Raw genomic sequence first — 26,719 nt, 5'->3', positions numbered from 1 at the left:
AGAGCTTCCTCATGACTACGTTCACCGCCAAGTCCGAGACCGTCCAGCGCGACTGGTATCTCGTTGACGCCGCCGGCAAGACGCTTGGCCGTCTCTGCACCGAACTGGCTAGCCGCCTGCGCGGTAAGCACAAGCCGATCTATACCCCTCACGTCGATACTGGCGATTACCTCGTGGTGATCAATGCCGAAAAGATCGTGGTCACGGGCAACAAGCTGAAAGACAAGAAGTATCACCGCTTCACCGGCTACATCGGTAACTTGAAGACCGAGAGCCTGGAGCAGGCGCTGCAGCGCCACCCGGAGCGCGTGATCGAAATCGCCGTCAAGGGCATGTTGCCGAAGGGCCCCCTGGGCCGCACCATGTACCGCAAGCTCAAGGTGTATTCGGGTGCCGAGCATCCGCACGCCGCCCAGCAGCCGCAAGTTCTGGATATCTAATCATGGCTATCACGCAAAACTACGGCACTGGCCGCCGCAAGTCCTCCACCGCTCGCGTGTTCCTGCGCAAGGGTACCGGCAAGATCACCGTCAACGACCGTCCGCTGGATGAGTTCTTCGGCCGTGAGACGGCGCGCATGATCGTGCGTCAGCCGCTCGAGCTGACCAAGAACACGGAAAGCTTCGACATCCTGGTCACCGCCTCCGGCGGCGGCACCACCGGTCAGGCCGGTGCGATCCGTCTGGGCATCTCCCGTGCGCTGGTCGAGTACGACGAAACCCTGAAGTCCGAGCTGCGCAAGGCTGGCTTCATGACCCGCGACGCCCGTGAAGTCGAGCGTAAGAAGGTCGGTCTGCACAAGGCCCGTCGCGCGACCCAGTTCTCCAAGCGCTGATTCATTGCGTTTGCTGCGTCCCGGCTTGCTGGGACGCCTGCTTCAAAAGCCCGGCATTGTCGGGCTTTTGTCGTTTTGCAGTGGTGCTGGCCGGAATCCTTGTTGGTGTGCGCGGCAAGGCCACGGCTCTGATGGCGGCGCCAGGTGCGCGCCGAGGTCGCTGGCTGGCGCGGGGATCTGTGTCTTGGTGTGGCGCGATCGTGAGTGGGTACTGGTCAGCTGGTGTATGTCCACGTCCGTGCGCGCGCATGGGAAAAGGTCGGTGACATTCCCGCGCGACAAGGCTGCGCTACTGGTGGATTCCGGCGCGCGGCAGTTGCCCGATGTCGCGGAGATGTCGAAGGTTTGGGAGTTGCGTAGTTCCGGGGTAGGCAGTGGCCGGATGCAGGGCGCTGCCTCCGCAGGTGGGCCAAATGCTGTGTAGAGATTCGGGTCATCTGCATGAGGCGGATGCAACAAAAAAGGCCCGATCTTTCGATCGAACCTTCTGTGTTTGGCTGCCCCGGATGGATTCGAACCACCGATGCCTGAGTCAGAGTCAGGTGCCTTACCGCTTGGCGACGGGGCAATAAAAACATGTTGTCCCAGAGTATCGCATGCCTGTGCAGGCTTGAATACCGTGGTGGCTATGGGTGGACTCGAACCACCGACCCCAGCATTATGAGTGCTGTGCTCTAACCGGCTGAGCTACATAGCCTAGGGAGCCGGCAATTCTCGCGATGCGCCTGGGTGTTGTCAAGTATTTCGTTTTCAGCTTGTGAGCCGGGCGTCGCCGTGGCAGAGTCGGTCACAGTAGATTTTCAGGAGTCCGCATCGTGATCGATCCGGACGGCTTCCGGCCAAACGTTGGCATCGTGCTGATGCGGAAGGACGGTCAGGTGTTCTGGGCACGACGTGTGCGCAGGGACGGCTGGCAGTTCCCGCAAGGTGGCATGAACACCGATGAGACGCCCGTTGAAGCCATGTACCGCGAGTTGCGCGAAGAAACCGGGTTGTTGCCCGAGCATGTGGAATTGCTCGGCGCTACGCCTGGATGGCTACGCTATCGCCTGCCGAGCCGGGCGGTGCGCCGCAATGAGCGCCAGGTGTGTATCGGCCAGAAGCAGGTGTGGTTCCTGCTGCAGTTCACTGGCGACGAATCCCATCTCAAGCTCGACCACACCGATACCCCCGAGTTCGACCATTGGCGCTGGGTGGACTTCTGGTACCCGGTCGAGCACGTGGTGATCTTCAAGCGTGGCGTCTATGCGCGTGCGCTGCGGCATTTGGCGCCGCTTGCGCAGACGCTGGCAGGCCCTGCGGCGGTCGGTGTGATGCCCGAGCGTGCGCTGGAAGCCTGGTTGCCCGGTAGCAGCGCGGCCGGCCACGACAGTCCGCGCAAGCGTCCACGCAAGCGTGGCGGGCCTCGGCAGGTGCGGATTAATAATGATTAACGTTTGGAATTGACACCTATTCTCGTTTGCGGTGCAATCAGCACTGGTCCTCTCCGGATCGCCAGCACCCGACCGATACCGTGTACGTCTGCATCTGTAATGGGGTCACCGACCACCAGATCCGCGAAGCGGCCGAGAACGGCTGCGCCAGCCTTGCTGAGTTGACCATGCGCACCGGTTGCGGATCCAATTGCGGCTCGTGCCTGGACATGGCGGCCGACCTGTTGAGGCAGGCGCACGCGACCCGCGCGCTGCCGCTTCCGTTGCTGGGTCTGGCAAGCGCTGCCTGAGTGGTGTGGGGCGCGCTTGGGCTGCTTACAGCATGTGACGCGATCTGGCTGCGTTGCCGCCTCGATCAGCGGTTGGTATGCAAATCCTGTCTTACGTGGTGCACGGTTAGCCGCAAGGCTCTCCTGCGTCCCCTAGTCGCTTTCCATGCGGCATGCGTGGCGTGGTAGCCGCCCGGTCGGCATCACGCAACTGATCACGATTCGCGTTCCTTCATGCGCCGCGCCAACGCGTTAGAGTGCGGCCGGCTCACTGTCTCGGAGAAATCGCATGAAGGGCGATACCAAAGTCATCGAGTACCTCAATAAGGTGCTCTACAACGAACTCACTGCGATCAACCAGTACTTTCTGCATGCCAAGATGCTGAAAAACTGGGGCCTGAAAGAACTGGCCGAGCATGAGTACAAAGAATCCATCGACGAGATGAAGCATGCGGACAAGTTGTCCGACCGCATTCTGTTTCTCGAAGGGCTGCCTAATTTTCAGGCGCTCGGCAAGTTACGCATCGGCGAAAACCCGACCGAAATGTTTCGCTGCGACCTGACGCTGGAGCGCGAAGCTGTCGCGGTGTTGCGCGAAGCGGTCGCATATGCGGAAACCGTCAACGACTACGTGAGCCGCCAGTTGCTGGTGGACATCCTGGAGTCGGAAGAAGAGCACATCGATTGGCTGGAAACCCAGCTGGATCTGGTGGCGCGGATCGGCGAGCCGAATTACCTGCTGACCAAGCTGGACGACTGAGCGCGCGCTCAGCGCGGTGCTGGTCGGCGTTGTGTTGAGTGCAGCGCAGATGGTGGTTAGTGAGCGCGTGCCATGCTGGGGAGCATGCAAGCGCTGCGGTCGATGCGTGTGTGTTGTGTCGTGCTGTAGCTGCTTGGCTGCCTGTGGCTTCGCGCGCACGCTCACTCCAAACCCCGCTCTGCGCCCCCCCAGCCCGCGTTTGCGACGCGGGCGCTCCAAGGCACGCGCGCCAGTGGCGTGCGACCCGTGCCTTCTCGCCCCGTCCGGCGAGGGGCTTTATTTGATTCCCTCGCGCATCGCGTGAGTGAGGGTTTGCCGTTGCTGCTTTGTGAGTGGATCAGCGCCTCTGCGGAACTTCAGCCTGTCCAGTGCTGCTCAGGTAATGCTCCAGTGCTGCTCAAGTACCGCTGCAGATGTAGCGCAACGTTCGACGCCGATGACCGGTCAGCCTTGCGGTTGAGATGCAGGTGTTGCTGTGCCGGCATGGCACGCGATCGGGCGTCTTGGATCGGGTGATCCTTACCCTCACCCCAATTCCTCTCGCGAGGGGAGAGGGGCGCGACCGTTCTTTCGCTGCGGGATTTCTTCGACTGCAGTGCCTGGTCGGTTCTTGTCACCGGCTTACGAGCTGCGCGGCTTAGCCGGCTGCGCGGGTTGCGGCTTGCAGGCGGGCGACCTGGCCTAGCAGGGCCAGGCGGGCGCGGGCGTATTCGGCGATCACCAGGGCGACCATCACCGAGGGGCGTTCGATGGTGCCGGTGCGGGCGGCCAGTTCGATGCGCCGTGCGGCGTTGGACACGGCCTGGGCGCCGACGTTGGCGCTGGACGATTTAAGCGTGTGGGCCAGGTCGCGCAGCTGCATGCTGTCGCGGTTGGCGGCCGCTGCTTCCAGCTGTTCGATGATGCCTGGGGCATCGTCCAGGAACAGCTGCAGGATGGTGATGGTGTCCGCGCCGGCCACTTCGTACAGCTCGTCGATCACGCTGCTGTCCAGGATCGGCAGCGCACGTGCCTGGGCGCCCGCGCTGGCGCTTTCCGGATCGGCCGGGGCTGCGCCGTTGGTTGGGCCGGGCAACACCGGGTGGCGCGGCAGCCAGCGCTGCAGGCAGGCATCGAGTTGTTCGCGGGCGACCGGCTTGGAGAGGTAATCGTCCATGCCGGCGGCCAGGCAGCGTTCGCGGTCGCCAGCCATGGCGTTGGCGGTCATCGCCACGATCGGGATCGGGCGGCCGCCGCTTTCGGTTTCCATCGCGCGCCAGCGGCGGGTGGCGGCGTAGCCGTCCAGCACCGGCATCTGGCAATCCATGAAGACCATGTCGTAGCGCGTGGATTCCATGCTGCTCAGCGCGGCCTCGCCGTCGGTGGCGGTGTCGGCTTCGAAGCCCAGCACCCCCAGCAGCTTCTGCGCGACCAGCAGGTTTACCGGGTTGTCCTCGACCAGCAGGATGCGCACTTCGCGCGCGTTGGCCATCGGTGGCGGCAGCGGCTCGGGGATCATCGACGCGGCCAGCGCATGCACCGGCTTGGCGTCCTGCGGCAGCACCAGCGTCCGCAGGATCTCGTCCGGGCTCTGACGCGGCACCAGGGTGGCGTTGTCCTGCAGTTCGACCGGCACCGGCTCGTCGCCGTAGAGCCAGATCAGCTTCGAGCCGCTGATGTCTTCCGGGCGAGCCAGTGCGCGATGCACGGCGCGCGCGCTGTAGCGCAGCGTGTCGTGGTCGGCGATGACGCAACGGAAGCCCTCTCCATCGCTGTGGCGGCGCACGCGTTCCAGCGCTTCCTGGGTGGTTTCCATCAGCACGTGCGACACACCCCAGCCGTCGAGCAGGCGCTTGAGCCGTTGCGTCAGGCGTGCGTCGGAGCTGATCACCATGACGCGTGCCGCATCGGCGCCGGTGCTCTGCTGCAGGTCGCCGATCACCTTGAGCAGCGGGATCTCGAACCAGAACGTGGCACCGCGGCCGGGTTCGGATTCCACGCCGATGCGCCCGCCCATCAGGTCGATGATGCGCTTGCAGATTGCCAGGCCCAGCCCGGTGCCGCCGTACAGGCGGGTGGTGGAGGCGTCGGCCTGGGCGAAGGAGCGGAACAAGCGGGCCTGCTGATCCGGTGCGATGCCGATGCCGGTGTCGCGCACCTGGAAACGCAGCAGGTGCTGCGCGCGGGTTTCGCCCAGGCGGCGCAGCTGGATATCGATGCTGCCACGCTCGGTGAACTTGATCGCATTGCCGATCAGGTTGCCCAGCACCTGACGCAGGCGGATCGGGTCGCCGCGCACCAGCAGGCGCACCGAGGGTTCGATGTCCAGGCCCAGGCGCAGCTGGCGGCTTTCGGCGGTGCGTTGCAGCAGCTGCACCACACCGTCGAGCAACTCGCGCAGGTTGAAGGTGGTGATCTCCAGTTCGAGCTTGTTCGCTTCGAGCTTGGAGTAGTCGAGGATGTCGTCGACGATGCGTAGCAGCTGCAGCGAGCTGCCGGTGGCGGTCTGCAGCATGTCGCGCTGGTCCAGGCTGAGCTGGCCGCTGGAGATGAGCTCCAGCATCGGAATGATGCCGTTGAGCGGGGTGCGGATCTCGTGGCTCATGGTGGCCAGAAACTCACCCTTGGCCAACGTCGCGGCTTCGGCCGCCTGTTTGGCGCGCAGCAGTTCCTGTTCGAGTTCGCCGTGGCGTTGCAGTTCCTGTTGCAGGCGCTCGCGGGCCAGCTCCGCCTCGTCCAGGCGCTGCGACAACCGCTGCTGAGCGCGGGCGCTGCGCTGGGCGGCAACGGCTGCGCACAGGGCAAACACCACGACCAGCGCCGCAGCGATGGCGGTGAGCGCGCGCCACGGGCCCTGGATGTCGCTCCACTGCAGGCCTGCGCCCACCGCTGCGGTGAGTGCGGTCACCGTGGCCAAAGCGCTCCAGGCGCGAAGGCCTCCCGCCTGCGCCGTCATTTAGAGCACCGCGTTCGTGAAGTCGAAATCCAATTCCTTGCCGACGGTCTGCACCAGGTTGCCCTGAATGAAATCCACGCCGCTCATCCACATCGCGGCGGCCGCCTGCGGGTCTTCGATGCGCTGGCCGATGATCAACAGGCCACGCTGATGGGCGACATCGATGACGCTGCGCAGTTCGTCGCGCACTGCGGCATTGCCATGCGCATCGGCAAAGCGGTTGGCCATGCGCACGAAACTCAGCGGCAACTGGCTTAGCAGCGCGTTTGCTTCATCGCCAGGTTCGAACTGGCTCAGGCAGAACTGCACGCCGGCCGGCATGAGCTTGGCGCAGAACTGCTGCACGGTGACCGCGTGGATCAGGGCATCGTCCAGACGCAGGTCCACGATCAGCGATTGCCCGGCCACGCCGCGTTCGACCAATGCCTTGAGCAGCCAGTCGGCGAAGGCATCGCGGGCCAGCGTGCGCGGCGATTGCGAGACGAACAGGCGCAGCGGCGGGCTGGCGTGCTGATACAGATGCAGCAAGCCAAGCGCGTGATCCATGACCTGCTGGTCCAGATCGGCGATGCGTCCGGCCGCTTCGGCGGCAGGGATCACCTGGCCGGCCGACAGCAGCGTGCCGTCGGCTTGACGCAGCCGCAGCAGCACCTGGTACTGCGCGGTGTCGCCGCCAGCCACCGCCACGATCGGCTGATAGGCCAGTTCGAGTTGGCCTTCGACCAGGCGCAGTTGCTCCTGCTGCTCAGCCTGGCTGGGCGCCAGATAGGCCTGCACACCGTCGCTGCGCAGGCGTGCCTGCAACGCGGTGCGCTCGACCGCTTCCAGCGCGCTGCCGGTGTCGTCGAAGCCCAGGCCCAGCGGAGCCACGCCGATGGCGCAGCGCACATGCACAGATTCTTCTTCGCGCACCGGGAAGGCGTTGGCGGAAAGCCGCTCGCGGATATCCAGCGCGCGTTGTTCCAGGCTGGCTTCGTCCATTTCCACGGCCAGCAGCAGGAAGCTGTTGTCGTTCAGACGCGCCAGCGGATATGGCTGGGCGGCAGTGGCCAGGCGATGCCCGGCCTGGGTCATCAGGCGTTCGTAGGCGGCATAGCCGTAGCGTTCGCGCAGGCCAAGTGCGCTGGCGATCTCGATGAAGAACAGCCCGCCGGGCTGCTTGCGCTCCAGTGCATTGGCGAGCAGCTCCATCACATGGCCGCGCGTGGGCAGGCCGGTTTCCGGGTTGCTGCGCACGCTGACCTGCTCGCCGGCCAGCTGCAGCGCCTGTTGGCGCGCGCGGCGGATACGGTTGGACACCGCGGCGATCAGATGGCGCGGGCGGATCGGCTTGGTGAGGAAATCGTCGGCGCCGCTGTCGAGCACTTCGAACTGACGTTCCGGGTCCGGGTCGCCAGTGAGGAACACGATCGGCAGCAGCTGCTGCCCCGGCTGTTGGCGGATCAAGGTGGTCAGGCGGATGCCGTCCAGCTCGGGCATGTGCAGATCCATCAGGATCAGATCCGGGTGATAGTCCTGGATCGCCTGCGGCACGCTGGCGGCGGTCATTTCGACCTGCGCGTGCATGCCGGCTCCGTGCAGCACGCTCTGTGCGAACAACGCCTGCGAGCGGTCGTCCTCGACGATCAGAACGCGATACGGCGCATCGGCCGCGACGTTGTCGCCACCGTCGTTGTTGACTGCGGACGCGGCGGAGGACGGCGGCAACGCCTGCGCAACGCGCGTTGCGCCTGCGTTGGACACGGCACGCGCCGGTGCAATGGGTGTCGCATGGCTGGGAACGTTGGCGGCGGCGGGCGCGGGAATGATGGCCGCACTCACCGGCGCGCTGTCGTCGGGCGCGCTGGCAGCCTCGTCGGCCCAGCGACGCCAATAGTCGGCCGGCGGCGTCTCGGCGCGCAGCGGGCGATTACGCGTGGCGGTGTCGTCACGGGTGGTGAAAGGAACCGGATCTCGGGCGGCCATCGATACTCCCTGCAGTCGCGATGATTATGCGATGAACTTCACGATAGCGGGGAGCGGCGTGCAGCCGGCGTGCTTGAAGCGCGCATCGGCGCGACCAGCCGGCGCATGCCACGCCACAACAATCGCCACACCCACCACACCATCAGCGCGACCAGCACGCTGGACCCCACTGCCAGACTCAATGCCAACCAGGGGTGCGCCAAGGCCAGCGCCAGTGCAGTGGTGGCGATGGTGTCTTCGGCCAGCGACGCGACCCAGTTGCTGGCCGGCTCCGGCGAAGTGTTGAGCAGTGCGCGGGTGCCGGCCTTGAGCGTGTGGCTGGTCAACGCCACGCCAGCGCCGGCCGCCAACGCGCCCGCGCCCAGGTCGCCGTCCGGCGACAGTGTGGCGGCGGCCAGAAACGCGCCGGCCGGCACCCGCGCCAGGGTCTGCAGCAGATCCCAGCCCGAATCCACGCCGGGAATCTTGTCGGCGAAGAATTCGGCCACCGCCAGCGCGCCGGACGTGCCCAGCACCCACAGCGATTGCGCGGGATGCAGGGCCGGCGGCAGCTCGATCCAGCCGAGCAGGCCGGCCAGGCCGACGCCGAACACGGTGAGGTAAACGCGGATGCCGGCCAGCCAGGCCAGCAGGATGCCGATCACGAACAGATGGGCTTCGCTCATCGCGTTGCTTCCTGCGAACAATGCGGAACTATCGGATAACCGTCGGCCCAGCGCCAGCGCGACGGCCGTCGAGGCTCTGGCACACTACGCCGCCGCCCACACCGCCGGCCCGTCCGGACCCGATGCCCATGAGACCAGCCGCACGCGTTCAGATCGTCCAACGTGACTCCGGTGGTGGCCCTTCCAGCGGCCGCTGGCTGTGGATCGTGGTCGTCCTGCTCTGGCTGGCATCGCTGGGCGGTGTGTGGTGGATGGCCAGCCGCACTGCCGCGCCGCGCCTGGTCGAGGCCGAGGCTGCGCTGCAGCAGGCGCAGCGCAGCCAGGCCCAGCAGCGCCGGCTGATCGAGCAATTACAGCAGCGCCAGGTCAATCTGGCGATGTCCGACAAGATCAGCCGCGTCGCCAATACCGAAGTGCAGGCCTCGCTGGCCGAGCGCGACGAGCAGATCGCCGCGCTGCGCGCCGATGTGGCCTTCTACGAGCGGCTGGTGGGCTCCACCGCGCAGCGCAAGGGGCTCAATGCGCACTCGGTGCAGTTCACCGCCGAGGCCGGCGGGACCTGGAATTACAGCGTGGTGCTGACCCAGAACCTCAACCGTGGCGCGATCAGCCAGGGCCAGCTGCGCTTTGCGGTGGAAGGCGTGCGCGCCGGCAAGCTGGTGACGGTGAGCTGGAACGAGCTGCACCAGAAGCCCGATGCCGCCGCCCAGCCGTATTCGTTCCGCTATTTCCAGCAGTTGGACGGTAGCGTGATCCTGCCGAAGGATTTCACTCCGCAACGTGTCAAAATCTCCCTGAGCGGCGATGGGGCGCCGGTCAACCAGACATTCGATTGGAAAGTCGCCGGCAATGGCGCGGGGGAGTAGCTCATGTTCGGAAACAAGTCCAACCGTGGTGCGCAGACCGTGGTCGATACCTTGATCGGGCCGCAGGTGGTGATCCGCGGCGACCTGACCTTCAGCGGTGGCCTGTATGTGGAAGGCCGCATCCTGGGCAAAGTGATTGCCGAAGACGGCGCCAGCGCCATCCTGACCGTGGCCGAGCAGGGAAGTATCGAGGGCGAAGTGCGTGCGCCGGTGGTGATCATCAATGGTCAGCTGATCGGCGACGTGCACGCGGCCGAGCGGGTCGAACTGGCCGCCAATGCGCGGGTGCAGGGCAACGTGCACTACCAGGTGGTGGAAATGAGCGCCGGTGCGCAGCTCACCGGGCGGTTGATCCATGCCGCCACGGCGGGCGCGACCGCCGCGCTGCCGGCTCCGGAAGGCAGCCGCACCGAGCCGGTCAAGGCGCTGCAGGCCGAAACCGCCGAGGCCTGAGCGGGCACGCGGCTGAAGCGCGAGCCTGTCGCTGGCACAACCGGCTTGAAGTGGGGCCGCCTGGCCCCCATGCTGACGCCATGAGTACGCTCGTTTCACTTCCTACTGCCGCCCCGGCCCCGGACTATCAGTCCATCGACCGGCCGCTGAATTTTTCCGGAGCTGCCGCCGCCAAGGTGCGCGAGCTGATCCAGGAAGAGGGCAACGCCGAGCTGGCGTTGCGCGTGTATATCCAGGGAGGCGGGTGTTCCGGCTTCCAGTACGGTTTCGAGTTCGACGAGAACCGTGCCGAAGACGATCTGGCCGTGGCCACCGATGGCGTGACGCTGTTGGTCGACCCACTGAGCCTGCAATACCTGATGGGCGCCGAGGTGGATTACACCGAAAGCCTGACCGGTGCGCAGTTCGTGATCCGTAACCCCAATGCCAAGACCACCTGCGGCTGCGGTAGCAGCTTTAGCGTCTGAGGCTGTTCGGCGGTCTGACGCGGTCGTGATCGTTTGACGGCGCGGGTCTGCGTCGCCAATGGTCCTGTCGCACACTTGGCTGACGCGTCCTGATCGAGCACAGCGGGCAAGCCCTGTTGCGATGATCGATGCAGATGGAGCAAAACGCGTTTCGGCAGGTCCGCATTGCGGATGCATGGCGTCTGCAGCGACGAACCGGTTGTAATCATCAGCGACCTGTCACAAGTGCGAGCGCAGTGCATGCGATTACGCTGCGGCGATCGTCATGCACTGCCGGTTGCGGGTGTCGCCAATTATCGGCAGGCTTGCGCCGATGTCCGAGTCTATTTTTCCGTTGTCCGGTTTTGCCTTCACCCACGCGCCGCTCGATCGTGGAGATGCGTTGCGTGACGATCCCGCTGCGTTGGCGCAACTGTGGCCGCAAGGCAACGTGTTGCTGATCGATGCCAAGGGCACCGCGCTGGCCGATGCGCAGGGGCAACCGTTGCTGCTGCAGGGCTCGGCGCTTGCCGATAGCCCGGAGGCGGCGATCTTCCTGGGCGTGCGCGATGGCCAAGGCTGGTTTTGCCTGTCGGCCGACCCGCTCGACGTCAAGGCGCCGCAGCGTGTGGACCTGCGCCAGGCGGCGGCCGAGTGGCCGGCGGAGATCGCCACCGCGGTGTCGTATGCACGGGCCATGCTGCACTGGCAATCGCGCACGCGCTTTTGCGGCGTGTGCGGCGGGGCGATCGTGTTCCGCCGCGCCGGCTTCATCGCGCATTGCACGCAGTGCCAGACCGAGCACTATCCGCGCGTGGACCCGGCGATCATTGTCGCGGTCAGCGACGGGCAGCGGTTGCTGTTGGGCCGCCAGGCCAGCTGGGCGCCGCGGCGTTATTCGGTGATCGCCGGATTTGTGGAGCCGGGCGAGTCGCTGGAACAGACGGTGGCGCGTGAGGTGCACGAAGAGACCCGGGTGCGGATCCAGCGTTGCAGCTATGTCGGCGCGCAGCCGTGGCCGTTCCCGGGTGCGCTGATGCTGGGCTTTACTGCGCATGCGGCGGCGAGCGAAGTGCCGCAGGTGACCGGTGAGCTGGAAGACGCGCGCTGGGTAAGTCATGCCGAGGTCGGCGCTGCGCTGGCCGGGCAAGGCGGCGAGGACGGGATTGGGCTGCCGCCTGCCATTTCGATTGCGCGCGCGCTGATCGAGCAGTGGTATCGCACGCATGGCTGAGGGCATCGCTTGCGCATGCACGCGGCTTGCGGCGAGCGCATGCGCGCCCCTGCCCGGTGCGCACGGTACCGGCGCGCGAAACGCGTTACGGGGCGGTTGTGCCCGCTCGGCTAGACTCGGCTGAGGAGGGACACCCATGTTCACCACCCTGGTTGCCGTCGTCGTCGCACTCACGCTGGGCCATCTGGTGCCGGCGCAGGTGGCCAGGCTGCGGCGTTTTGAATGGTTTGGTCATTGGCTGCGGCGGCTGGACAGCTATGCCGCCGGACGTGGCGCCTGGCAGGGCCGCTATGGGGTGCTGCTGGCGCTGTTGCCGGCCCTGTTGGTGGTGCTCGTGCTGCAGTGGCTGCTGGACGATGTCTGGCACGGGTTCCTGTCGCTGCTGTTCGGCGTGGCGGTGCTGGCCTGGACCTGGGGGCCGCGCGATCTGGATCGCGATGTCGAGGCGGTGATCGATGCCGACGAACCCGGGGCGCGGCGCGATGCGATCTCGCAGTTGCAGGCCGCCGGCGGCAGCGTGCATGAGGACGCGCCATCGCTGGTTGAAGCGGTGGTAGTCAATGGCCTGCGGCGCTGGTTTGCGGTGCTGTGGTGGTTTCTGTTGCTGGGGCCATTCGGCGCGGTGTTGTATCGCCTGACCGCGCTGGCGGTGGAAAGCCCGCTGGCGGTGCTGCTGCCGCCGCGCAATCTTGCCGGCGCGCGCTGGCTGCTGGCGGTGCTGGAATGGCCGGTAGCGCAGCTGATCACGGTATCGATGGCATTGGTCGGCAACTTCGATACGGTGTTCCGCGCGTGGCGGCAAGCGCATGGCAACCGTTGGTCGTTGGAGCCGCATTTTCTCGGTGCCGTTGCGCGTGCCAGTGTCAGTGCCGAGCTGCGCGAAGAAGCGCACGACTATACCGATTCGGGCCTGGTGCCGGTCTGGCGCCGGCTACCGGAAGTGCGCGATGCAATGAGCCTGGTCTGGCGCGTGCTGCTGCTGTGGATGGTGGTGCTGGCGTTGTTGGTGATTGCGGGTTGGGTGCGGTGATACTGCGCGCCACACTAAAGTAGTTACGAGCGCAGTACTGCTTCTCGTTCCGGCACCAGGTTTCAATCGTTTCAGCGTAAGTTTTTGAATGCGGGTCCGGCGGTACGCCTTCCGGCACACGTTGCTTACGCGTTGAACGGGCGCCCATCGGCTCGTCCGCTATGGTTCGAGGCCCGAAGTAAACCGACACGCGAGACGTGTCGGCTTTGATGGGATGTTATGCGCCGGCCTCAGTCCAAAGATCGGGGTTACTGCCCGACTCATAGCTAACAGTTGCCTCAAATGGCCAGTCTGATGGGTCTCTGCCGCTACCTGCTGCCCAGGCGTTTGGGGCGACGTAAAGTAGCGACTCGCACCATTGGTCAGCCGAGCGTTGCATTTCAGCCGGAGTCCTCTTTACGCGTGAATAATATTCCTCACCACAAGCGACCACATAGCATCTGGCATAGAGAAAACCATCATCGGACTGCCCGGAGTCGCCGGCATTTTCTGCGTACTTCTCTCCGTCAATGGCGAAAAGATGCTGCGAGAGATGCTCATGGAAAGCTTCGATGCTTGTAATCTCCATGGCAGTTAAGGCCGGTGTGAGAGAGGCCAGAGCGCGATCCTCGTCTCCGTCCTTCAATGCAACACGATCAATAAGTTTCATGAGTTGCCAGAATTGGCTGTTTTCCATAACTTGCTCCATTGAGCGTCTGATTGCTGGTGCAATAGCGACCCGCGTCGCGAAGTGGTGTTGCTGTGACTGGTTTGCCAGTCGAGATACAGAGATTCCGGCTTTTCTGATCGAATAGATGAGTTCTAAGGCATGGGCGTGCTGCAATGCTTTTCACCAAAGCTAGTCGTAACGATCAAGGCGTTTCTTTGCAAGCACCTTTATTGTCGGTGGCGCTCGTTTCGTAGTGCTTGAAGTCATTACGGCCTACCCACTGCCCTAGTTATACGCGTTCACTTTCAACGAGAGGGTGGATAAAATTTTTCTCTGCGGATGCATTACGTACGATGTCGCGTAAGAAGCTCTCATCGATGAAGCACTGCCTCGTAACGTCTTTATTCCATCTAACCCGGCGCCAGCAGCGTAAACGGGTACCACGGCAGATTTCGTGCAATCCAGTACGTGGGGAGTGCCCATAACCAGAATTTCGGTTCGGACATCACGCTCACCACCGGTGCGAACCAGCGGGCGCGCCAACCGGCTTTCCAGGCGATCAGGCCGGGCAGGGTGAACAGGCCGAGTACGGCGGCCGGATTCATGGCGAAGGCGCCAGGAAGATCGAAATGCACCAGCGCATACAACGCGCGGGTCATGCCGCAACCGGGGCAGTAGCAGCCGGTGACGGTGCGAAAAATGCAGGGCGGGAACGGGCTGTTGCTCGCGTTCGGGTCGAAGCGATAGAGCAGCGATACGCCAAAGGCGGCCACGCTGGTGGCCGCCCCCAGTCCAAGCCAATGGCGTGGACGCAGTTCCATTACTGCATGTGCTGCAGCTGCTGCATGTAATCCGAGTACCCCTGCATGCCGCCGGTGGCGACCATGCCGATGTTGACCAGCAGGCCGATCGCGGCCAGCACGCTGGTCACGATGCACCAGGTCTTGGCGGTGTTGGAGGCGCGACGCGCGCCGTCGATGTCGCCCTGGTTGAGCAGGCCGTTGACCTTGCTGGAGAACACGATCGCCACGATGCCGGTGATCAGGGACGGGCAGCACAGGCAGAAGCCGAGCACGGTGGAGACGATCGCCCAGATCAGGTGATTGGGCACCGGGCCGGGCGCTGCGCTGGACGAGGGGTGGATCGGCGGTGGGATGGCACTCATGGTGAAGCTCCTTGGGTGGTAAACGACAACAAACGGATCGGGTGCGTGGGGAGGGTGATGCCGGTCGCAGCGCGACGGATGGCAGCGTGCGTCCTGCCCGCAGGACCGCGGTGCAGCGCTGCAACCGCAGGTCGCCGACAGGCGCGACGGCTGCCGGTTGCGGCAGATGCCTCAGACACGATGTTGCGCACGACGACTTCCCCCGGTACGACCTGCCGCGTCCGCTTGGCGAACGCGGCGACAAAGCGTGCAGTGGCGCACAGGCTACTCGCGGTCCGCGACGGACGCAAAGCCCGCGCCGGCGCGGCTCACGGTTGGTCCTGGCGCAGTGCGCGGACCTGCTGTTCAAGCAACGCGGCGCTAGCCTGGTCGCCGGCAACGGCGGGGCCTGCAGCCACTTCGATCTGCGCACGCATCCGGCGCGGCACGCGCATGCGGCCCAGGCGGGTATCGCGGCGGCTCCACATGCTCGACCACATGCCACGCAGCGCCATCGGAATCACCGGCACCTTGCGGCGCTCCAGGATCTTTTCGACGCCGGATTTGAACGCGGCAATCTCACCGTCCTTGGTCAACGCACCTTCCGGAAAGATGCACACCAGCTCGCCATCGGCCAGCGCGGCATCGATGCGGTCAAACGCCTGCTGCATCAGTGCAGGGTCTTCGCGCGCGCCGGCGATCGGAATGGCCTTGGCGGTGCGGAAGATCCAGCGCATCACCGGGATGCGAAAGATCTTGTAGTACATGACAAAGCGCACCGGGCGCGGAATCACCGCCGACAGAATCAGCGCGTCCATGTAGCTGACGTGGTTGCACACCAGCAAGGCGGCGCCGTTGTCGGGCACATGGGTGTCGATGTCGCGTGTGCGCAGCCGATACAACACGCTCACCAGCACCCAGCTGAGAAAGCGCATCAGGAACTCGGGCACCAGGGTGAAGATCCACAGCGCCACCAGCGTATTGGCAATCGCCAGCGCCAGAAACACCTGCGGAATGCTCAACCCCGGCATCGGGATGCGGTGGCCGAACAGCACCACCTGCGGCAGCTGCAGCGCAATGCCGATGACGGCGGCGGCCACGATGAAGAGCGAATTCTGGATATTGAGCCCGGCGATCACGCGCGAGAGTTCGGCCTTGGGCGTGCGGCTCTGGATCAGCGCGAACAACGGCACTACGAACAGACCGGTGAACAGACCGATGCCGACCAGGTCGATGATCAAGCGCACGCTGCCGGCCTGCTGCACGAACTGACCGATCGACAGATCGCTCACCGGCGCGGCACCGGGGCGGGCGAAATACAGGTCCAGCAGGAACGCGCTGATGCCGAACGCACCCAGCGGCACCAGGCCGATTTCCACCGTGCGCCCGGACAGCCGTTCGCACAGCAGCGAGCCCACGCCGGTGCCGATCGAAAACAGCGCCAGCGCAAACACGTACAGGTCTTGCTGGCCGCCGAGATTGAGCTGCGCGTAGGTGGGCAGCTGCGCGGTGAGCACGGTGCCGACGAACCAGAACCACGACACGCCCAGCACCGAGTTGCGCACGGCCGGCGTGCGCCGGGTCAGGCGCATGATGGCGCGCGATTCGGGGATGGGGTTCCAGTTGATCTTCAGCTCCGGCGCGCCGGCATCAACCTTGGGCACCAGCCGCGCCACCAGGTTGCCGGTGACGGCGATGGCGATCACGGCGGTGGCTGCAGCGACCGGGCCATGGCTGCCGGCGATCTGGAAGATCAGCCCGCCGAAGATCATGCCGCACAGGATCGAGATTGAGGTGCCCATCTCGACCAGGCCATTGCCGCCGGTGAGTTCCTCGGGTTTGAGCACCGAGGGCAGGATGGAATACTTCACCGGCCCGAACAGCGTGGATTGCAGGCCGGTGCAGAACAGCGCGATCAGCAGGATCACCATGTTCTCGGTGATGAAGCCCACCGCGGCCAGCGACATGATGGCGATCTCCATCGTGGTGGTGATCACGATGAGCTTCTGCTTCTCCATCTTTTCGGCGATCTGGCCGGCCAGCGCGGAGAACAGGAAGTACGGCAGGATGAACAGCGCCGGCGCCAGATTGGTGTAGAGCGTGCGCTGCGCCGCATCGATGCCGAGATAGAACAGCAAGCCGATGATGGCCTGCCGATAGACGTTGTCGTTGAACGCGCCCAGCGCCTGGACAGCGAAGAACGGCAAGAAGCGGCGCTGCCTGAGCAGGGCGAACTGACTGTGACCGGACATGCAGTTTCCTTTGCGAACGCGCGCAGCCTAGCAGGCTTCCACGGTGCTGGTGGAGGGCCTGTGCGCTTAGCGCGACCGGCCAGGCGATGGCGCACGCGGCGCCGCTTGGGCACGCAGCAGCGCCACGAACGCGCGTGCGGCTGGGGTGGGGTCGGGCCGCCACACCGCGTAGGTCAAGAAGCGGAAGCGCTCCTTGAGCGCGACCGTCACCACCTCGCGCATGGCACTGGCCATGGTGTGCGGCACGATGCCCACGCCCAGGTCGGCGGCGACCAGTTCGCGCATCAGGTCGGCGTGAGTCACCTCGTATTGCTGGCGCTGCCGCAGCCCGGCCTGCTCGAAGGCCGCATCGATGATGCCGCGCACCCCGGCACCGGGGATCAGCCCGGCCATCGGTTCGTCCTCCAGCTCGGCCAGGGCCACCCGCTTGCGCGCGGCAAAGCGATGGCCGGGGGCGACGATCAAGGCGAGCGGTTCTTCGTGCAGGAGCAGGCGCTGCTCCGGTACCGCGACCTGCGGGCCGACGCCGACCAAGGCCACATCCAGCCGGCCTTCGCCCAGATCGTGCAGCAAGGCCTCGCTCATGGCGGTGCGCAGGTGCACGTCTACCCGCGCATGTGCGGTGCGGAACTGGCGCAGCAGCTGCGGCACCTGCACCGTACTGAGCGAGGAGATCTGCCCCAGTGTGAGCCGGCCGCGTACGGTACCCAGTGCCTGGGCCATTTCTTCGTGCAGGCGTTCGGCCGCGCGCAGGGTTTCGCGTGCGTTGTGCAGAAAGACTTCGCCGGCCGCGGTGGGGCGTACCCGGCGGGTGCCGCGCTCGAACAGCCGCGCGCCAAGCGTCTCTTCGATCTTGGCCACCTGATGGCTGAGCGCCGATTGCACCGTGTTGCAGCGGCGTGCGGCCGCGGTGAAGCCGCCTTCGTCGGCCACGGCCACGGCAAATTCCAGCTGGCGCAGGGTGAGCATGCGATCTCGAAACGCGATGGTGACGGTGAAAACAATACATTGGAAAGATGCATCGCCGCTGCCCACACTGCCTCCATTCCTTCCACAGGCCTCTGCCATGACCGTCGACCCCGCCGCCCATCCGCCATTGCCGCGCCGCCTGGTGCTGTTGATGGCCGCCGCCACCGGGCTGGCAGTGGCGAGCAATTACTACGCCCAGCCGCTGCTGGAAACGCTGGCGCAGACCTTCGGCATCCAGGTGCGCAGCGCCGGGGCGGTGGTGACCGCGGCGCAGCTGGCGTATGCGGCCGGGCTGCTGTTGCTGGTGCCATTGGGCGACCGGCTGGAGCGGCGCAGCCTGATCGTGGGCCTGTTCGTGCTCAGCGCACTGGGCCTGCTGATCAGTGCCAGCTCGCACAGCTTTGCGATGTTGCTGGTCGGCACGATTGTCACCGGCGCCAGTTCGGTGGCGGCGCAGATCCTGGTGCCGTTCGCCGCCACGCTGGCGGCACCGCACGAGCGGGGGCGGGTGATCGGCACGGTGATGAGCGGCTTGCTGCTGGGCATCCTGCTGGCGCGCACCGCTGCCGGGCTGCTGGCCGGCGTGGGCGGCTGGCACACGGTGTACTGGATTGCCGCCGGCCTGCTGCTGATCACCGCCGCGCTGCTATGGCGCGGGCTGCCGCGGCATCCGGGCAATGCGCAGTTGTCGTATCCGCAGTTGGTGGGATCGGTGTTGACGCTGCTGCGCGACGATGCGGTGCTGCGCGCGCGCGCGGTGCTGGGTGGGCTGATCTTTGCCGGCTTCAGTATGTTCTGGACCACGCTGGCGTTTCTGTTGTCCGGTCCGACGTATGGCTATGGCACCGCGGTGATCGGGTTGTTTGGCTTGATCGGTGCGGCCGGTGCGTTGGCAGCCAATCGTTCCGGGCATTGGTCCGACCACGGCCATGGCGATCGCGTGAGTTGGGGTGGGCTGGTGATGTTGCTGGTGTCGTGGGGGCTGCTGGCGTTTGCGCCGCACTCGATGGCGTTGCTGATCGTGGGCGTGCTGCTGCTGGATATCGCCGTACAGGGCGTGCACATCGCCAATCAGAGCGTGATCTATCAGCGCAATCCGGATGCGCGCAACCGCATCACCTCTGCCTACATCACCTGCTACTTCATCGGCGGCGCGCTAGGGTCGACCTTGAGCACCGCGGCCTACGCGCAGGCCGGCTGGAACGGTGTGGTGATCGGCGGTGCGCTGCTGGCCGTGGCGGCGTTGGGCTGGGTGGGCTGGAGTGTGTCGCGCAACACCTGGAAGTAGCAGCGGCTAACACAACGACTGCGCTTACCGTCAGGCGGGCGTCGCCGGTGCTCGGTGCGGTAGGTACCACCCGTGCATTCCGGTTCTGCGTGCGCCGTCCGCACGCACCTGACGGCGGCTCGCTACGGTGTGTTAGCCGCTCCACGTGCTGCCGACACGCAGTGACGCGTCCTTGCATGCTTCACGGATGCGCGCATCTGAAAAGCTTGGCTTTTGCGGTGTTGCGCGCAGGTGTTGCGCCAACGCCGCCGGGCTGTGCGGCGTAGTCGATACCGGCCGCACCCGCACTGTCGTTAAACGCCGCTAGTGTTTGCTCACCGCCAGACGCGCCGCACTCTCGGCCGGCGCATCGGTCACCGCCACCGCAGCGGCGCGCAGCTTGGGCAGCAGGCGCAAGGTGAGTGCGAGTTGGTCGCGCACCAGACGCTGCTTGGGCGGCAGCTGCACGGCGTGCTGTTCCAGCGCATCGGCCATGGCCAGTTCTTCGGTTTCGTCATGCACCGGCAGTGGGTGGCGTTGGCTCAATGCGGTAGCGATGTCGCCAAGCGCACGCTGCAGATAGTCGCCGGCCCGGGCGATGGTGGGGTCGTGTTCGCCATCGAGCGCGGCGCGGTGCGCGCCTAGCGCCGATAGATAGCCCAGCAAGGTATTGGACAGCGCCAGGAAGCGGAAACCTGCATCCAGATTGCGTCGAAAGCGGCCCGGCTCGCGCAGCATGTTGGACAGCGCCACCGACAACGCCGCATCGGCGTTGTGCATGTCGCGGCGTGCGATGCGGTAGGGCAGATCGTCGCGCATGCCGCTCGCATATTGCTCCAGTACCTGGGTGAGATAGCGCGCGCAGCTGGCCAGTACTGTGGCCATCACCTGGTTGAGGCGACGGCCCTGCCAGTCGGGCAGGATCAGGAACGAGGCCGCCGCGGCGATGGCGCAGCCGATCACGGTGTCGATCAGTCGCGGCCAGATCAACACGAAACCATCGCCGAGCAGGTTGAAGCAGAACAGCGCCATGACCGTGATGCCGGCGGTGGCCAGCATGTAGCGATCGGTGCGGGTAATGAAGAACACCAGCGCCGCTACCAGGGCCAGCAGCAACTGCACCTCAGTGCCGGGGAATAGCTGCATCAGCGCCCAGGTGGCGACCAGGCCGATCAAGGTACCGGCGATACGCTGCACCAGCCGCAGTCGTGTGGCGCCGTAGTTGGGCCGGCACACGAACGCGGTGGTGAGCAGGATCCAGTAGCCGTTGTCGGCATGGATGGATTGCATCACCGCATAGCCCGCGACCAGCGCGATGGCCATACGCAGGCCATGCCGGAACAGCACCGAGCCAGGCGTGAGTTGCTGGCCGAGCCGCGCGGCCATTTCGCGCAAGGTGTGCGGCGAGGAATCGCGCAGGCGGGTGTCGAGGTTGTCGCTGGTGGAATCGGATTGCGCCGCTTCGGAGAGCTTGCGTTCGATGGTCTGCAGATTGGTGACCAGCAGTTCCAGCGCGCCGAGCAGGCGCGCCAGTGCGGGGTCGGCGCGCGCATGCAGATAATCCAGCGACTGGCGCAGGTCTTCGGTGGCCAGACGGCTGTTGTCGCCATAGTCGAACGGCTGCCGCAGCCGGATCGCCTCGCCCAACGCGGTGCAGGCCTTGCCCTGCAGTGCGAGCAGGCGCTGGCAGCGGTACAGCACATCGCTGTGGAAGAACGCATCGGTCAGCGCTTCGTAGGGATAGTGCGACGAACTGGCGCGTTCGTGGAACTCCTGCGCCATGTAATACAGCCGGAAATATAGGCCCGATTGCACGCCCGGCCGCCCCGAGCGCCCGAAGCGGCTGATGATCGCGGTCTTGGCGGCATTGAGTGCGCCGACGACCTTGGCGTTCTGTTCGGCCAGCGCCAGCCGGCGCGCATGCAGGTCGCTTTGCCGCACCGGTTCGAACAGGTCGGCCTTGCGCTTGAGATAGAGGCCCAGCTCGAAGAACAACCGCGACAGCCGCTCGCGCACCGGGCGATTGGCGAACAGGATGGTCCACAGGATCGACAGCACGCCGTACCAGGTGGCGCCGATCAACAGCAACGCCGCGCCATGCCAGGCCACCAGCGGATCGTGGCTGCCGTGCTGGTCCATGCCGATCATGGCGTAGATCGACAACGCCACCGTGGCCTGCGCGATGGAGGCGTAGCGCTCGCCCAGTGCGCCCAGCAGGGTGAGCGAGAAAGTGGCCACCGCCATGCCGATCACGAACGCTAGCGGGTACGGGAACAGCAGCGTCACTGCCGCCGCCGCTGCGGCAAAGCACAGCAACGACAGCAGCACCGATTTGATGCGGCCCAACCAGTTGTCGTCGGTTTCGGCGATGGCGCTGGCGATGGTGCCCAGAAACAGCGCCGGGACTGCGGTGAGTTGCTGCCAGTGCCAGCACACGCCCATGGCCACCGCCAGCGCGATGAACACACGCAGCCCGTAGCTGGCCTTTTCATGGGCCCACAGGCGGCTGAGGCGGGATTCGAAAGAAGTGGTGGCCACGGTCTCTGATGGGCAAGCGTGCCCGGGCATTATTGCCGCAGGCACGCGCCACCGGTGTGGAGAGCGGCTAGTTCTTTGTCAGTAGCCAGCATGTGTGCGGACTGGAGCGGAGTGCGCGATTGCACCGCCGCCCCCGCTGCACGGCCGTCTACCGCGCTTGGCGACCTTGCAACCTGTGGTTGCGAGCTTGAACACCGCCTTGTCGGCGACCACCAGCGAGCTGTTGCTCTGTTCGGCCGACAACCAGCGGATGTCCGTGCTTGCCCCCATCCGCCCTTCGGGCACCTTCCCCCGCCGGCGGGGGAAGGACGCGGCTTAGCAACTAACAAAACTATTGCGCTCCCCGCCAGGCGGGCGCGGCCGGTGCTCGGTGCGGCATGTACCACTCGTACACTGCGGTTCCTCCGCGCCGCCCACGCCCACCTGACGACTGCTCGCTACGTTTTGTTAGCCGCTCTTAGCCCTGCGCGTCGCGCTCGCGGGCGATCGCACGCCAGCCGATATCGCTGCGCTGGAAGGCGTTGGGCCAGTGGATCGGCTGCAGGCCGGCGTAGGCGGTGCGCTGTGCGTCCTGCACGCTGTCGCCCAATGCGGCAACGCACAGCACGCGGCCACCGGCGCTGATCACCTCGCCTGCGGCATTCAATGCAGTGCCGGCATGGAAGACCTTGGCGCTGGCCGGTACCTGGTCCAGGCCGGTGATGACCTCGCCGGTGACCGGGGTTTCCGGATAGGGCTTGGCGGCGATCACCACGCCCAGCGAGGGGCGCGGGTCCCACTGCGCCTGCGCGGTGGCGAGTTCGCCATCGATGGCCGCTTCGAGCAGCTCCACCAGATCCGACTGCAGCCGCAGCATCACCGGTTGGGTTTCCGGGTCGCCAAAGCGCACGTTGAATTCGATCACCTTGGGCGCGCCATCCGCATCGATCATCAGCCCGGCATACAGAAAGCCGGTGAACGGTACGCCGTCGGTGATCATGCCCTGCACGGTCGGCTCGACCACTTCGCGCATCACCCGCGCATGCACCTCGGGCGTGACCACCGGGGCCGGCGAGTACGCGCCCATGCCGCCGGTGTTGGGGCCGGTGTCGCCATCGCCGACGCGCTTATGGTCCTGGCTGGTAGCCATCGGCAAGGCGTGGGTGCCGTCGACCATGGAGATGAAGCTGGCTTCTTCGCCATCGAGGAATTCTTCGATCACCACGCGCGCGCCGGCATCGCCGAACGCATTGCCCGAGAGCATGTCGCGCACCGCGTCTTCGGCCTCGCTCAGCGTCATTGCCACGATCACGCCCTTGCCGGCGGCCAGACCATCGGCCTTGACCACGATGGGCGCGCCTTTCTCGCGCACGTAGGCGAGTGCGGCGTCCACCTCGGTATGCACGGCGTAGTACGCAGTGGGGATGCCATGACGGGCCAGGAAATCCTTGGCGAAGGCCTTGCTGCCTTCCAGCTGCGCGGCCTTGGCGGTGGGCCCGAAGATGCGCAGGCCGGCCGCGTGGAAGCGGTCGACCACGCCGAGTACCAACGGCACTTCCGGGCCGACCACGGTGAGCGCGACGGCTTCGCGCTGTGCCAGTGCGAGCAGGCCATCGAGGTCGTCGACCTTGATCGCGACATTGCGGCACTTGGCCTCGGTGGCGGTGCCGGCATTGCCTGGCGCCACGAGCACCTCGCTCACGCGCGCGGATTGCGCGATCTTCCAGGCCAGGGCGTGTTCGCGGCCGCCGGAGCCGATGACAAGGATTTTCAAGAGAGCTGCTCGCTAGGACGGGGGAAAGGGCGCGCTACTTGCAGCCTTCGCGCTGCAGAGCGTTGGGGAAGGGGTAGGTCCAGGTCTTGGGGTCGAGTGCGAACACATGCGTGGTGTCCAGCGTCTGCCCGCAATCGCTGCCGTGTTCGTGGATGCGCAGCGGCCAGATGCGTGCCTGTGCGTTGCTGCTGTCCACGTCCAGGGTGAAGTCCACATCGAACGCTTCGGCCATGCATTGCGCCTGGGTTTGATCCGGCTCGCGGGCCTGGTCGTCGCAGTCCAGCCCGCCGCTATTGTCGATATGCGCGCGCAGCGAGCCGGCGCCGACCAGTCCCTTGGGGCCGGGCACCACCAGATCCTGCGATTCCAGCATCAGGCCCTGACCCATCCAGAAACTGTGCACGATGAAGCCGTAAAAATCGCTGCCCAGCCGCAGCACGTCCACGCTGCCAGGATTGCCATCGCTGCCGAAGGTGTCGGACAGTTTTTCGGCCACCACCTTGAACGTGTCGCCGTCGCTGCGCAGCACGAAAAAGTCGATCAGCCCGGGATTGCCATGGCCGCCATCGCTAAGGCTGTGGCACACCGCCAGCAGCTGCTGAACCTGCTCACCAACCACCACCGGCTGCTCGGCGCAGACCTGGCTGTCGGCCTTGAAGCCATCGGCCTCGCCGCTCCATTGCGCGGCCAGACCGGCCTTGGCGCCATAACGCGTGCGCAAAAAACCGTCCAGGCGCTCGGTGCGGCTCAGCTGCGTGGTGGCGGCCGCAGCAGGGGTGGGCGCTGCGGCGGCGGCGGGCGCCGCTGCAGGCGCGGGATCCTGCTTGCATCCACCGAGCAAGCCGGCAGCAGCCAGCACGGCGGCGAGGGAGCGCAATCGGTACATGGACCTGTCCTTGTCGTTCGGCTCAGTGACGGAAATGGCGCACACCGGTGAACACCATCGCGATGCCGTGTTCGTCGGCGGCGGCGATCACTTCGCCATCGCGCATCGAGCCGCCCGGCTGGATCACTGCCTTGATACCGGCAGCAGCGGCGGCGTCGATGCCGTCGCGGAACGGGAAGAACGCATCCGATGCCATCACCGAGCCGGCCACTTCCAGTTTGGCTTCTTCGGCCTTGAGCGCGGCGATCTTGGCACTGACCACGCGGCTCATCTGCCCGGCGCCGACACCGATGGTGCGGCTGTCCTTGGCATAGACAATCGCGTTGGATTTGACGTACTTGGCCACGCGCCAGGCGAACAGCAGATCGCCCAGCTCCGCATCGCTGGGCGCGCGCTGGGTGACCACGCTCAATTCGCCCAGCGACATGCCGCGGTTATCGGCCGACTGCATCAGCAGGCCAGAGCCAATCCGCTTGGTGTCGTAGTTGTTGAGGCCGGCGCCGTGCGGAATCTTGAGCACGCGCACATTGGCCTTTTTGGTGGCGTATTCGAGCGCGCCGGCCTCGTAGTCGGGGGCGATCAGCACCTCGACGAACTGGCGATCCAAAATGGCCTTGGCGGTCGCTGCATCCAGGGTCTTGTTGAAGGCCAGGATGCCGCCGAACGCGCTGGTCGGGTCGGTAGCGTAGGCCAGCTCATAGGCATCGCCGCAGGCCACGCCCACGGCTACGCCGCAGGGGTTGGCGTGCTTGACGATCACGCAGGCCGGCGCATCGAACTGACGCACGCATTCCCACGCCGCATCGGCGTCGGCCAGGTTGTTGTAGCTCAGCTCCTTGCCTTGCAGCTGCTGGAAGGTGGCCAAGGTGCCCGGCACCGGATACAGATCGCGGTAAAACGCGCCGGACTGGTGCGGGTTTTCGCCGTAGCGCAGGTCCATGACCTTGATGAAGTTGGAATTGATCTGCGCCGGGAACGGGCTGCGCGTGGGGATGTTTTCCGCACTGTCGGCCACTGCCGAGAGATAGTTGCTGATTGCCGCGTCGTATTGCGCCACACGGTTGAACGCAGCTACCGACAGCGCAAAGCGCTTGGCGGCCGACAGCTGGCCGTCGTTGGCTTCCAGCTCGGCGAGCAGGTCGGCGTATTGCGCCGGGTCGGTGGCCACCGCCACGCGGGCGAAATTCTTGGCTGCGCTGCGCAGCATCGCCGGCCCGCCGATGTCGATGTTTTCCACCGCGTCGGCCAGCGTGCAATCGGCCTTGGCGGTGACCGACTCGAACGGATACAGGTTGAGCACCAGCAGATCGATCGGCGCGATGCCGTGTTCGGCCATCACCGCTTCGTCGATGCCGGCGCGGCCGAGCAGGCCGCCGTGCACCAGCGGGTGCAGGGTCTTGACGCGGCCGTCCATCATTTCCGGGAAACCGGTCAGGTCGGCAACGTCCTTGACCGGGAGGCCAGCCTCGCGGATCGCCTTGGCGGTGCCGCCGGTGGACAGCAGCTCGACCTTGCGCGCCACCAGCGCGCGGGCCAGGTCGATCAGGCCGGTCTTGTCGGAAACGGAGAGCAGAGCCCGGCGCACGGGCAGGAAATCGGAGGCCATGAGTGAGGGAACAGTCGTTGCGGGGCAGCCGATATTGTAGGCTGCGCCAGCGCTCGAATGGACTCAACCACTGGTATGGCCTCGATCTATGCTCTGAAAGGACGCTTCCAGGACCTGCTGCGGCCCATGGTCGGCGCGCTGTACCGCGGCGGCATCACCGCCAACCAGGTGACGCTCATCGCCGCAGCGGTGTCGGTGATGGTGGCCGCGGTGGTCTACCGCGCCGGCGCCAGCTGGCCGCTGCTGTATCTGTTGCTGCCGGTGTGGATGCTGCTGCGCATGGCGCTCAATGCGGTGGATGGCATGTTGGCGCGCGAGTTCGGCCAGCAGTCGCGCCTGGGCGCCTACCTCAATGAGCTGTGCGATGTGGTGGCCGATGCGGCGCTGTACTTGAGCCTGCTCGGCGTGCCCGGCGTGGGCGCGCACTGGCTATGGATCTTTGTGCTGCTGGCGGCGCTGACCGAATACACCGGCGTGCTCGGGCTGATGGTCGGTGCCAGTCGCCGTTACGACGGGCCGATGGGCAAGAGCGACCGCGCCTTCGTGATCGGCGTGGTGGGGGTCGGCCTGGCCTGCGGGCTACTGGGCGCGCGCGGCGTCACCTGGGTCGCCATTGCCTTGAGTCTTGCCTGCAGTGCCACGGTGTGGCGGCGGGTGCGCGCCGGGCTGGCCGAGGCAGCGGCGCGCTGACCGACATCGCGACGCGCCGTGCGCTGCCGCGTCTCATTGGCGCTGCACGGCTTTCACTCTTTCTCACTGATTTC

General features: G+C 65.7%; 24 protein-coding genes, 2 tRNA genes and 2 other RNA genes. 14 read left to right on the top strand and 14 right to left on the bottom strand.

The window, feature by feature from the left end; all coding sequences use genetic code 11:
* The first annotated feature begins 11 nt into the window (after positions 1-11).
* Positions 12-440 carry a 50S ribosomal protein L13 gene (gene rplM, locus ABQZ00_RS18090; RefSeq protein WP_006451009.1) on the top strand — a complete coding sequence of 143 codons (429 nt, stop codon included), beginning with the start codon at positions 12-14 and terminating at the stop codon, positions 438-440.
* A 2-nt stretch (positions 441-442) separates the two neighbouring features.
* Positions 443-835: a 30S ribosomal protein S9 gene (rpsI, locus tag ABQZ00_RS18085; RefSeq protein WP_055853228.1), complete on the top strand. Its 393-nt coding sequence runs from the start codon at positions 443-445 to the stop codon at positions 833-835.
* Positions 836-1,329: 494 nt separating this feature from the next.
* Here the strand turns inward: rpsI and ABQZ00_RS18080 are convergent.
* Together ABQZ00_RS18080 and ABQZ00_RS18075 are read right to left on the bottom strand one after the other, a co-directional pair.
* Positions 1,330-1,403 (bottom strand) — tRNA-Gln (locus ABQZ00_RS18080).
* A 52-nt stretch (positions 1,404-1,455) separates the two neighbouring features.
* Positions 1,456-1,532, bottom strand: a tRNA-Met gene (locus ABQZ00_RS18075).
* Positions 1,533-1,650: 118 nt separating this feature from the next.
* Here ABQZ00_RS18075 and ABQZ00_RS18070 point away from each other — a divergent pair.
* The 3 genes from ABQZ00_RS18070 to bfr all read left to right on the top strand — a co-directional run bounded on the left by ABQZ00_RS18070 (position 1,651) and on the right by bfr (position 3,297).
* Positions 1,651-2,268: an RNA pyrophosphohydrolase gene (locus ABQZ00_RS18070; protein ID WP_055853227.1), complete on the top strand. Its 618-nt coding sequence runs from the start codon at positions 1,651-1,653 to the stop codon at positions 2,266-2,268.
* A gap of 80 nt (positions 2,269-2,348) precedes the next feature.
* The gene (locus tag ABQZ00_RS18065) at positions 2,349-2,558 is read left to right on the top strand and encodes a (2Fe-2S)-binding protein (RefSeq protein WP_115526897.1); all 210 of its coding nucleotides are present in this window, start codon (positions 2,349-2,351) and stop codon (positions 2,556-2,558) included.
* 268 nt (positions 2,559-2,826) lie between these two features.
* The gene (gene bfr, locus ABQZ00_RS18060) at positions 2,827-3,297 is read left to right on the top strand and encodes a bacterioferritin (RefSeq protein WP_055853222.1); all 471 of its coding nucleotides are present in this window, start codon (positions 2,827-2,829) and stop codon (positions 3,295-3,297) included.
* 637 nt (positions 3,298-3,934) lie between these two features.
* Here the strand turns inward: bfr and ABQZ00_RS18055 are convergent.
* The 3 genes from ABQZ00_RS18055 to ABQZ00_RS18045 are packed head-to-tail and all read right to left on the bottom strand — an operon-like array spanning position 3,935 to position 8,862.
* A complete protein-coding gene (locus tag ABQZ00_RS18055) occupies positions 3,935-6,193 on the bottom strand; it encodes an ATP-binding protein (protein WP_323538553.1) in 2,259 nt (752 codons plus the stop codon).
* Between the two features lie 39 nt (positions 6,194-6,232).
* A complete protein-coding gene (locus ABQZ00_RS18050) occupies positions 6,233-8,197 on the bottom strand; it encodes an EAL domain-containing protein (protein ID WP_323538554.1) in 1,965 nt (654 codons plus the stop codon).
* Positions 8,198-8,235: 38 nt separating this feature from the next.
* Positions 8,236-8,862: a DUF4126 domain-containing protein gene (locus ABQZ00_RS18045; RefSeq protein WP_311239004.1), complete on the bottom strand. Its 627-nt coding sequence runs from the start codon at positions 8,860-8,862 to the stop codon at positions 8,236-8,238.
* A 128-nt stretch (positions 8,863-8,990) separates the two neighbouring features.
* On the opposite strand from ABQZ00_RS18045, the gene ABQZ00_RS18040 reads away from it, so the two are divergent.
* From ABQZ00_RS18040 to ampE, 5 genes are all read left to right on the top strand, one after another.
* Complete coding sequence (locus ABQZ00_RS18040) at positions 8,991-9,728, top strand: DUF6776 family protein (RefSeq protein ID WP_055853215.1); 738 nt, start codon at positions 8,991-8,993, stop codon at positions 9,726-9,728.
* Between the two features lie 3 nt (positions 9,729-9,731).
* Complete coding sequence (locus tag ABQZ00_RS18035; RefSeq protein ID WP_115552778.1) at positions 9,732-10,181, top strand: bactofilin family protein; 450 nt, start codon at positions 9,732-9,734, stop codon at positions 10,179-10,181.
* A gap of 80 nt (positions 10,182-10,261) precedes the next feature.
* Positions 10,262-10,648 (top strand): iron-sulfur cluster insertion protein ErpA, encoded by a 387-nt coding sequence (gene erpA, locus ABQZ00_RS18030; protein ID WP_055853212.1) that lies wholly within the window; start codon positions 10,262-10,264, stop codon positions 10,646-10,648.
* Between the two features lie 313 nt (positions 10,649-10,961).
* A complete protein-coding gene (nudC, locus tag ABQZ00_RS18025; RefSeq protein ID WP_115552779.1) occupies positions 10,962-11,861 on the top strand; it encodes an NAD(+) diphosphatase in 900 nt (299 codons plus the stop codon).
* A gap of 136 nt (positions 11,862-11,997) precedes the next feature.
* Entirely contained in the window at positions 11,998-12,891 is an 894-nt protein-coding gene (ampE, locus tag ABQZ00_RS18020) for a regulatory signaling modulator protein AmpE (protein WP_115512732.1), read from the top strand.
* A 217-nt stretch (positions 12,892-13,108) separates the two neighbouring features.
* On the opposite strand, the gene ABQZ00_RS18015 is transcribed toward ampE, so the two are convergent.
* The 5 genes from ABQZ00_RS18015 to ABQZ00_RS17995 all read right to left on the bottom strand — a co-directional run bounded on the left by ABQZ00_RS18015 (position 13,109) and on the right by ABQZ00_RS17995 (position 17,905).
* Entirely contained in the window at positions 13,109-13,567 is a 459-nt protein-coding gene (locus ABQZ00_RS18015) for a DUF4240 domain-containing protein (RefSeq protein ID WP_323538555.1), read from the bottom strand.
* Between the two features lie 383 nt (positions 13,568-13,950).
* Positions 13,951-14,361: a DUF2752 domain-containing protein gene (locus ABQZ00_RS18010; RefSeq protein WP_055853205.1), complete on the bottom strand. Its 411-nt coding sequence runs from the start codon at positions 14,359-14,361 to the stop codon at positions 13,951-13,953.
* Positions 14,361-14,705, bottom strand: a complete 345-nt coding sequence (locus ABQZ00_RS18005) for a CD225/dispanin family protein (protein ID WP_115512730.1) — start codon at positions 14,703-14,705, stop codon at positions 14,361-14,363. Before ABQZ00_RS18005 ends, ABQZ00_RS18010 begins: the two co-directional genes overlap by 1 nt.
* Positions 14,706-15,013: 308 nt before the next feature.
* Positions 15,014-16,936: an MFS transporter gene (locus tag ABQZ00_RS18000; RefSeq protein WP_323514474.1), complete on the bottom strand. Its 1,923-nt coding sequence runs from the start codon at positions 16,934-16,936 to the stop codon at positions 15,014-15,016.
* A 66-nt stretch (positions 16,937-17,002) separates the two neighbouring features.
* On the bottom strand, positions 17,003-17,905 hold the full coding sequence (locus tag ABQZ00_RS17995) for a LysR family transcriptional regulator (protein ID WP_055853198.1): 903 nt from the start codon (positions 17,903-17,905) through the stop codon (positions 17,003-17,005).
* Positions 17,906-18,002: 97 nt separating this feature from the next.
* Here ABQZ00_RS17995 and ABQZ00_RS17990 point away from each other — a divergent pair, with 97 nt between their 5' ends.
* Positions 18,003-19,193, top strand: coding sequence for an MFS transporter (locus tag ABQZ00_RS17990; RefSeq protein WP_115552783.1), 1,191 nt, complete (start codon positions 18,003-18,005; stop codon positions 19,191-19,193).
* Positions 19,194-19,254: 61 nt separating this feature from the next.
* A non-coding RNA gene (locus tag ABQZ00_RS17985) (sX9 sRNA) lies at positions 19,255-19,331 on the top strand.
* A gap of 165 nt (positions 19,332-19,496) precedes the next feature.
* Here ABQZ00_RS17985 and yccS read toward each other — a convergent pair.
* Complete coding sequence (gene yccS / locus ABQZ00_RS17980; RefSeq protein WP_323538556.1) at positions 19,497-21,710, bottom strand: YccS family putative transporter; 2,214 nt, start codon at positions 21,708-21,710, stop codon at positions 19,497-19,499.
* A gap of 377 nt (positions 21,711-22,087) precedes the next feature.
* Here yccS and ABQZ00_RS17975 point away from each other — a divergent pair.
* A non-coding RNA gene (locus tag ABQZ00_RS17975) (sX9 sRNA) lies at positions 22,088-22,163 on the top strand.
* 4 nt (positions 22,164-22,167) lie between these two features.
* Here the strand turns inward: ABQZ00_RS17975 and purD are convergent.
* From purD to purH, 3 genes are read right to left on the bottom strand one after another with little or no spacing between them, the layout of a single operon-like run.
* Positions 22,168-23,463, bottom strand: coding sequence for a phosphoribosylamine--glycine ligase (purD, locus tag ABQZ00_RS17970; RefSeq protein ID WP_323538557.1), 1,296 nt, complete (start codon positions 23,461-23,463; stop codon positions 22,168-22,170).
* Positions 23,464-23,497: 34 nt separating this feature from the next.
* Entirely contained in the window at positions 23,498-24,349 is an 852-nt protein-coding gene (locus tag ABQZ00_RS17965; protein ID WP_323538558.1) for a hypothetical protein, read from the bottom strand.
* Between the two features lie 22 nt (positions 24,350-24,371).
* Positions 24,372-25,955, bottom strand: a complete 1,584-nt coding sequence (gene purH / locus ABQZ00_RS17960; protein WP_323538559.1) for a bifunctional phosphoribosylaminoimidazolecarboxamide formyltransferase/IMP cyclohydrolase — start codon at positions 25,953-25,955, stop codon at positions 24,372-24,374.
* Between the two features lie 75 nt (positions 25,956-26,030).
* Between purH and ABQZ00_RS17955 the strand changes: the two genes are divergently transcribed.
* Positions 26,031-26,645, top strand: a complete 615-nt coding sequence (locus ABQZ00_RS17955) for a CDP-alcohol phosphatidyltransferase family protein (protein WP_323538560.1) — start codon at positions 26,031-26,033, stop codon at positions 26,643-26,645.
* Positions 26,646-26,719 lie beyond the last annotated feature (74 nt).

This window comes from Xanthomonas sp. WHRI 10204 (genome assembly GCF_040202875.1).
Classification (GTDB): domain Bacteria; phylum Pseudomonadota; class Gammaproteobacteria; order Xanthomonadales; family Xanthomonadaceae; genus Xanthomonas.
This window is presented reverse-complemented; position numbering and strand designations above follow the sequence as displayed.

Bases quoted from the DNA above. Each gene is read 5' to 3' on its own strand.
- ABQZ00_RS18000 (WP_323514474.1), bottom strand. From the start codon at position 16,936: ATGTCCGGTCACAGTCAGTTCGCCCTGCTCAGGCAGCGCCGCTTCTTG.
- ABQZ00_RS18035 (WP_115552778.1), top strand. From the start codon at position 9,732: ATGTTCGGAAACAAGTCCAACCGTGGTGCGCAGACCGTGGTCGATACC.
- rplM (WP_006451009.1), top strand. From the start codon at position 12: ATGACTACGTTCACCGCCAAGTCCGAGACCGTCCAGCGCGACTGGTAT.
- ABQZ00_RS18015 (WP_323538555.1), bottom strand. From the start codon at position 13,567: ATGGAAAACAGCCAATTCTGGCAACTCATGAAACTTATTGATCGTGTT.
- ABQZ00_RS17965 (WP_323538558.1), bottom strand. From the start codon at position 24,349: ATGTACCGATTGCGCTCCCTCGCCGCCGTGCTGGCTGCTGCCGGCTTG.
- purH (WP_323538559.1), bottom strand. From the start codon at position 25,955: ATGGCCTCCGATTTCCTGCCCGTGCGCCGGGCTCTGCTCTCCGTTTCC.
- erpA (WP_055853212.1), top strand. From the start codon at position 10,262: ATGAGTACGCTCGTTTCACTTCCTACTGCCGCCCCGGCCCCGGACTAT.
- ABQZ00_RS17955 (WP_323538560.1), top strand. From the start codon at position 26,031: ATGGCCTCGATCTATGCTCTGAAAGGACGCTTCCAGGACCTGCTGCGG.
- bfr (WP_055853222.1), top strand. From the start codon at position 2,827: ATGAAGGGCGATACCAAAGTCATCGAGTACCTCAATAAGGTGCTCTAC.
- ABQZ00_RS18005 (WP_115512730.1), bottom strand. From the start codon at position 14,705: ATGAGTGCCATCCCACCGCCGATCCACCCCTCGTCCAGCGCAGCGCCC.
- nudC (WP_115552779.1), top strand. From the start codon at position 10,962: ATGTCCGAGTCTATTTTTCCGTTGTCCGGTTTTGCCTTCACCCACGCG.
- ABQZ00_RS17990 (WP_115552783.1), top strand. From the start codon at position 18,003: ATGACCGTCGACCCCGCCGCCCATCCGCCATTGCCGCGCCGCCTGGTG.
- ABQZ00_RS18050 (WP_323538554.1), bottom strand. From the start codon at position 8,197: ATGGCCGCCCGAGATCCGGTTCCTTTCACCACCCGTGACGACACCGCC.
- ABQZ00_RS18045 (WP_311239004.1), bottom strand. From the start codon at position 8,862: ATGAGCGAAGCCCATCTGTTCGTGATCGGCATCCTGCTGGCCTGGCTG.
- ABQZ00_RS18040 (WP_055853215.1), top strand. From the start codon at position 8,991: ATGAGACCAGCCGCACGCGTTCAGATCGTCCAACGTGACTCCGGTGGT.
- ABQZ00_RS18010 (WP_055853205.1), bottom strand. From the start codon at position 14,361: ATGGAACTGCGTCCACGCCATTGGCTTGGACTGGGGGCGGCCACCAGC.
- rpsI (WP_055853228.1), top strand. From the start codon at position 443: ATGGCTATCACGCAAAACTACGGCACTGGCCGCCGCAAGTCCTCCACC.
- ABQZ00_RS17995 (WP_055853198.1), bottom strand. From the start codon at position 17,905: ATGCTCACCCTGCGCCAGCTGGAATTTGCCGTGGCCGTGGCCGACGAA.
- ampE (WP_115512732.1), top strand. From the start codon at position 11,998: ATGTTCACCACCCTGGTTGCCGTCGTCGTCGCACTCACGCTGGGCCAT.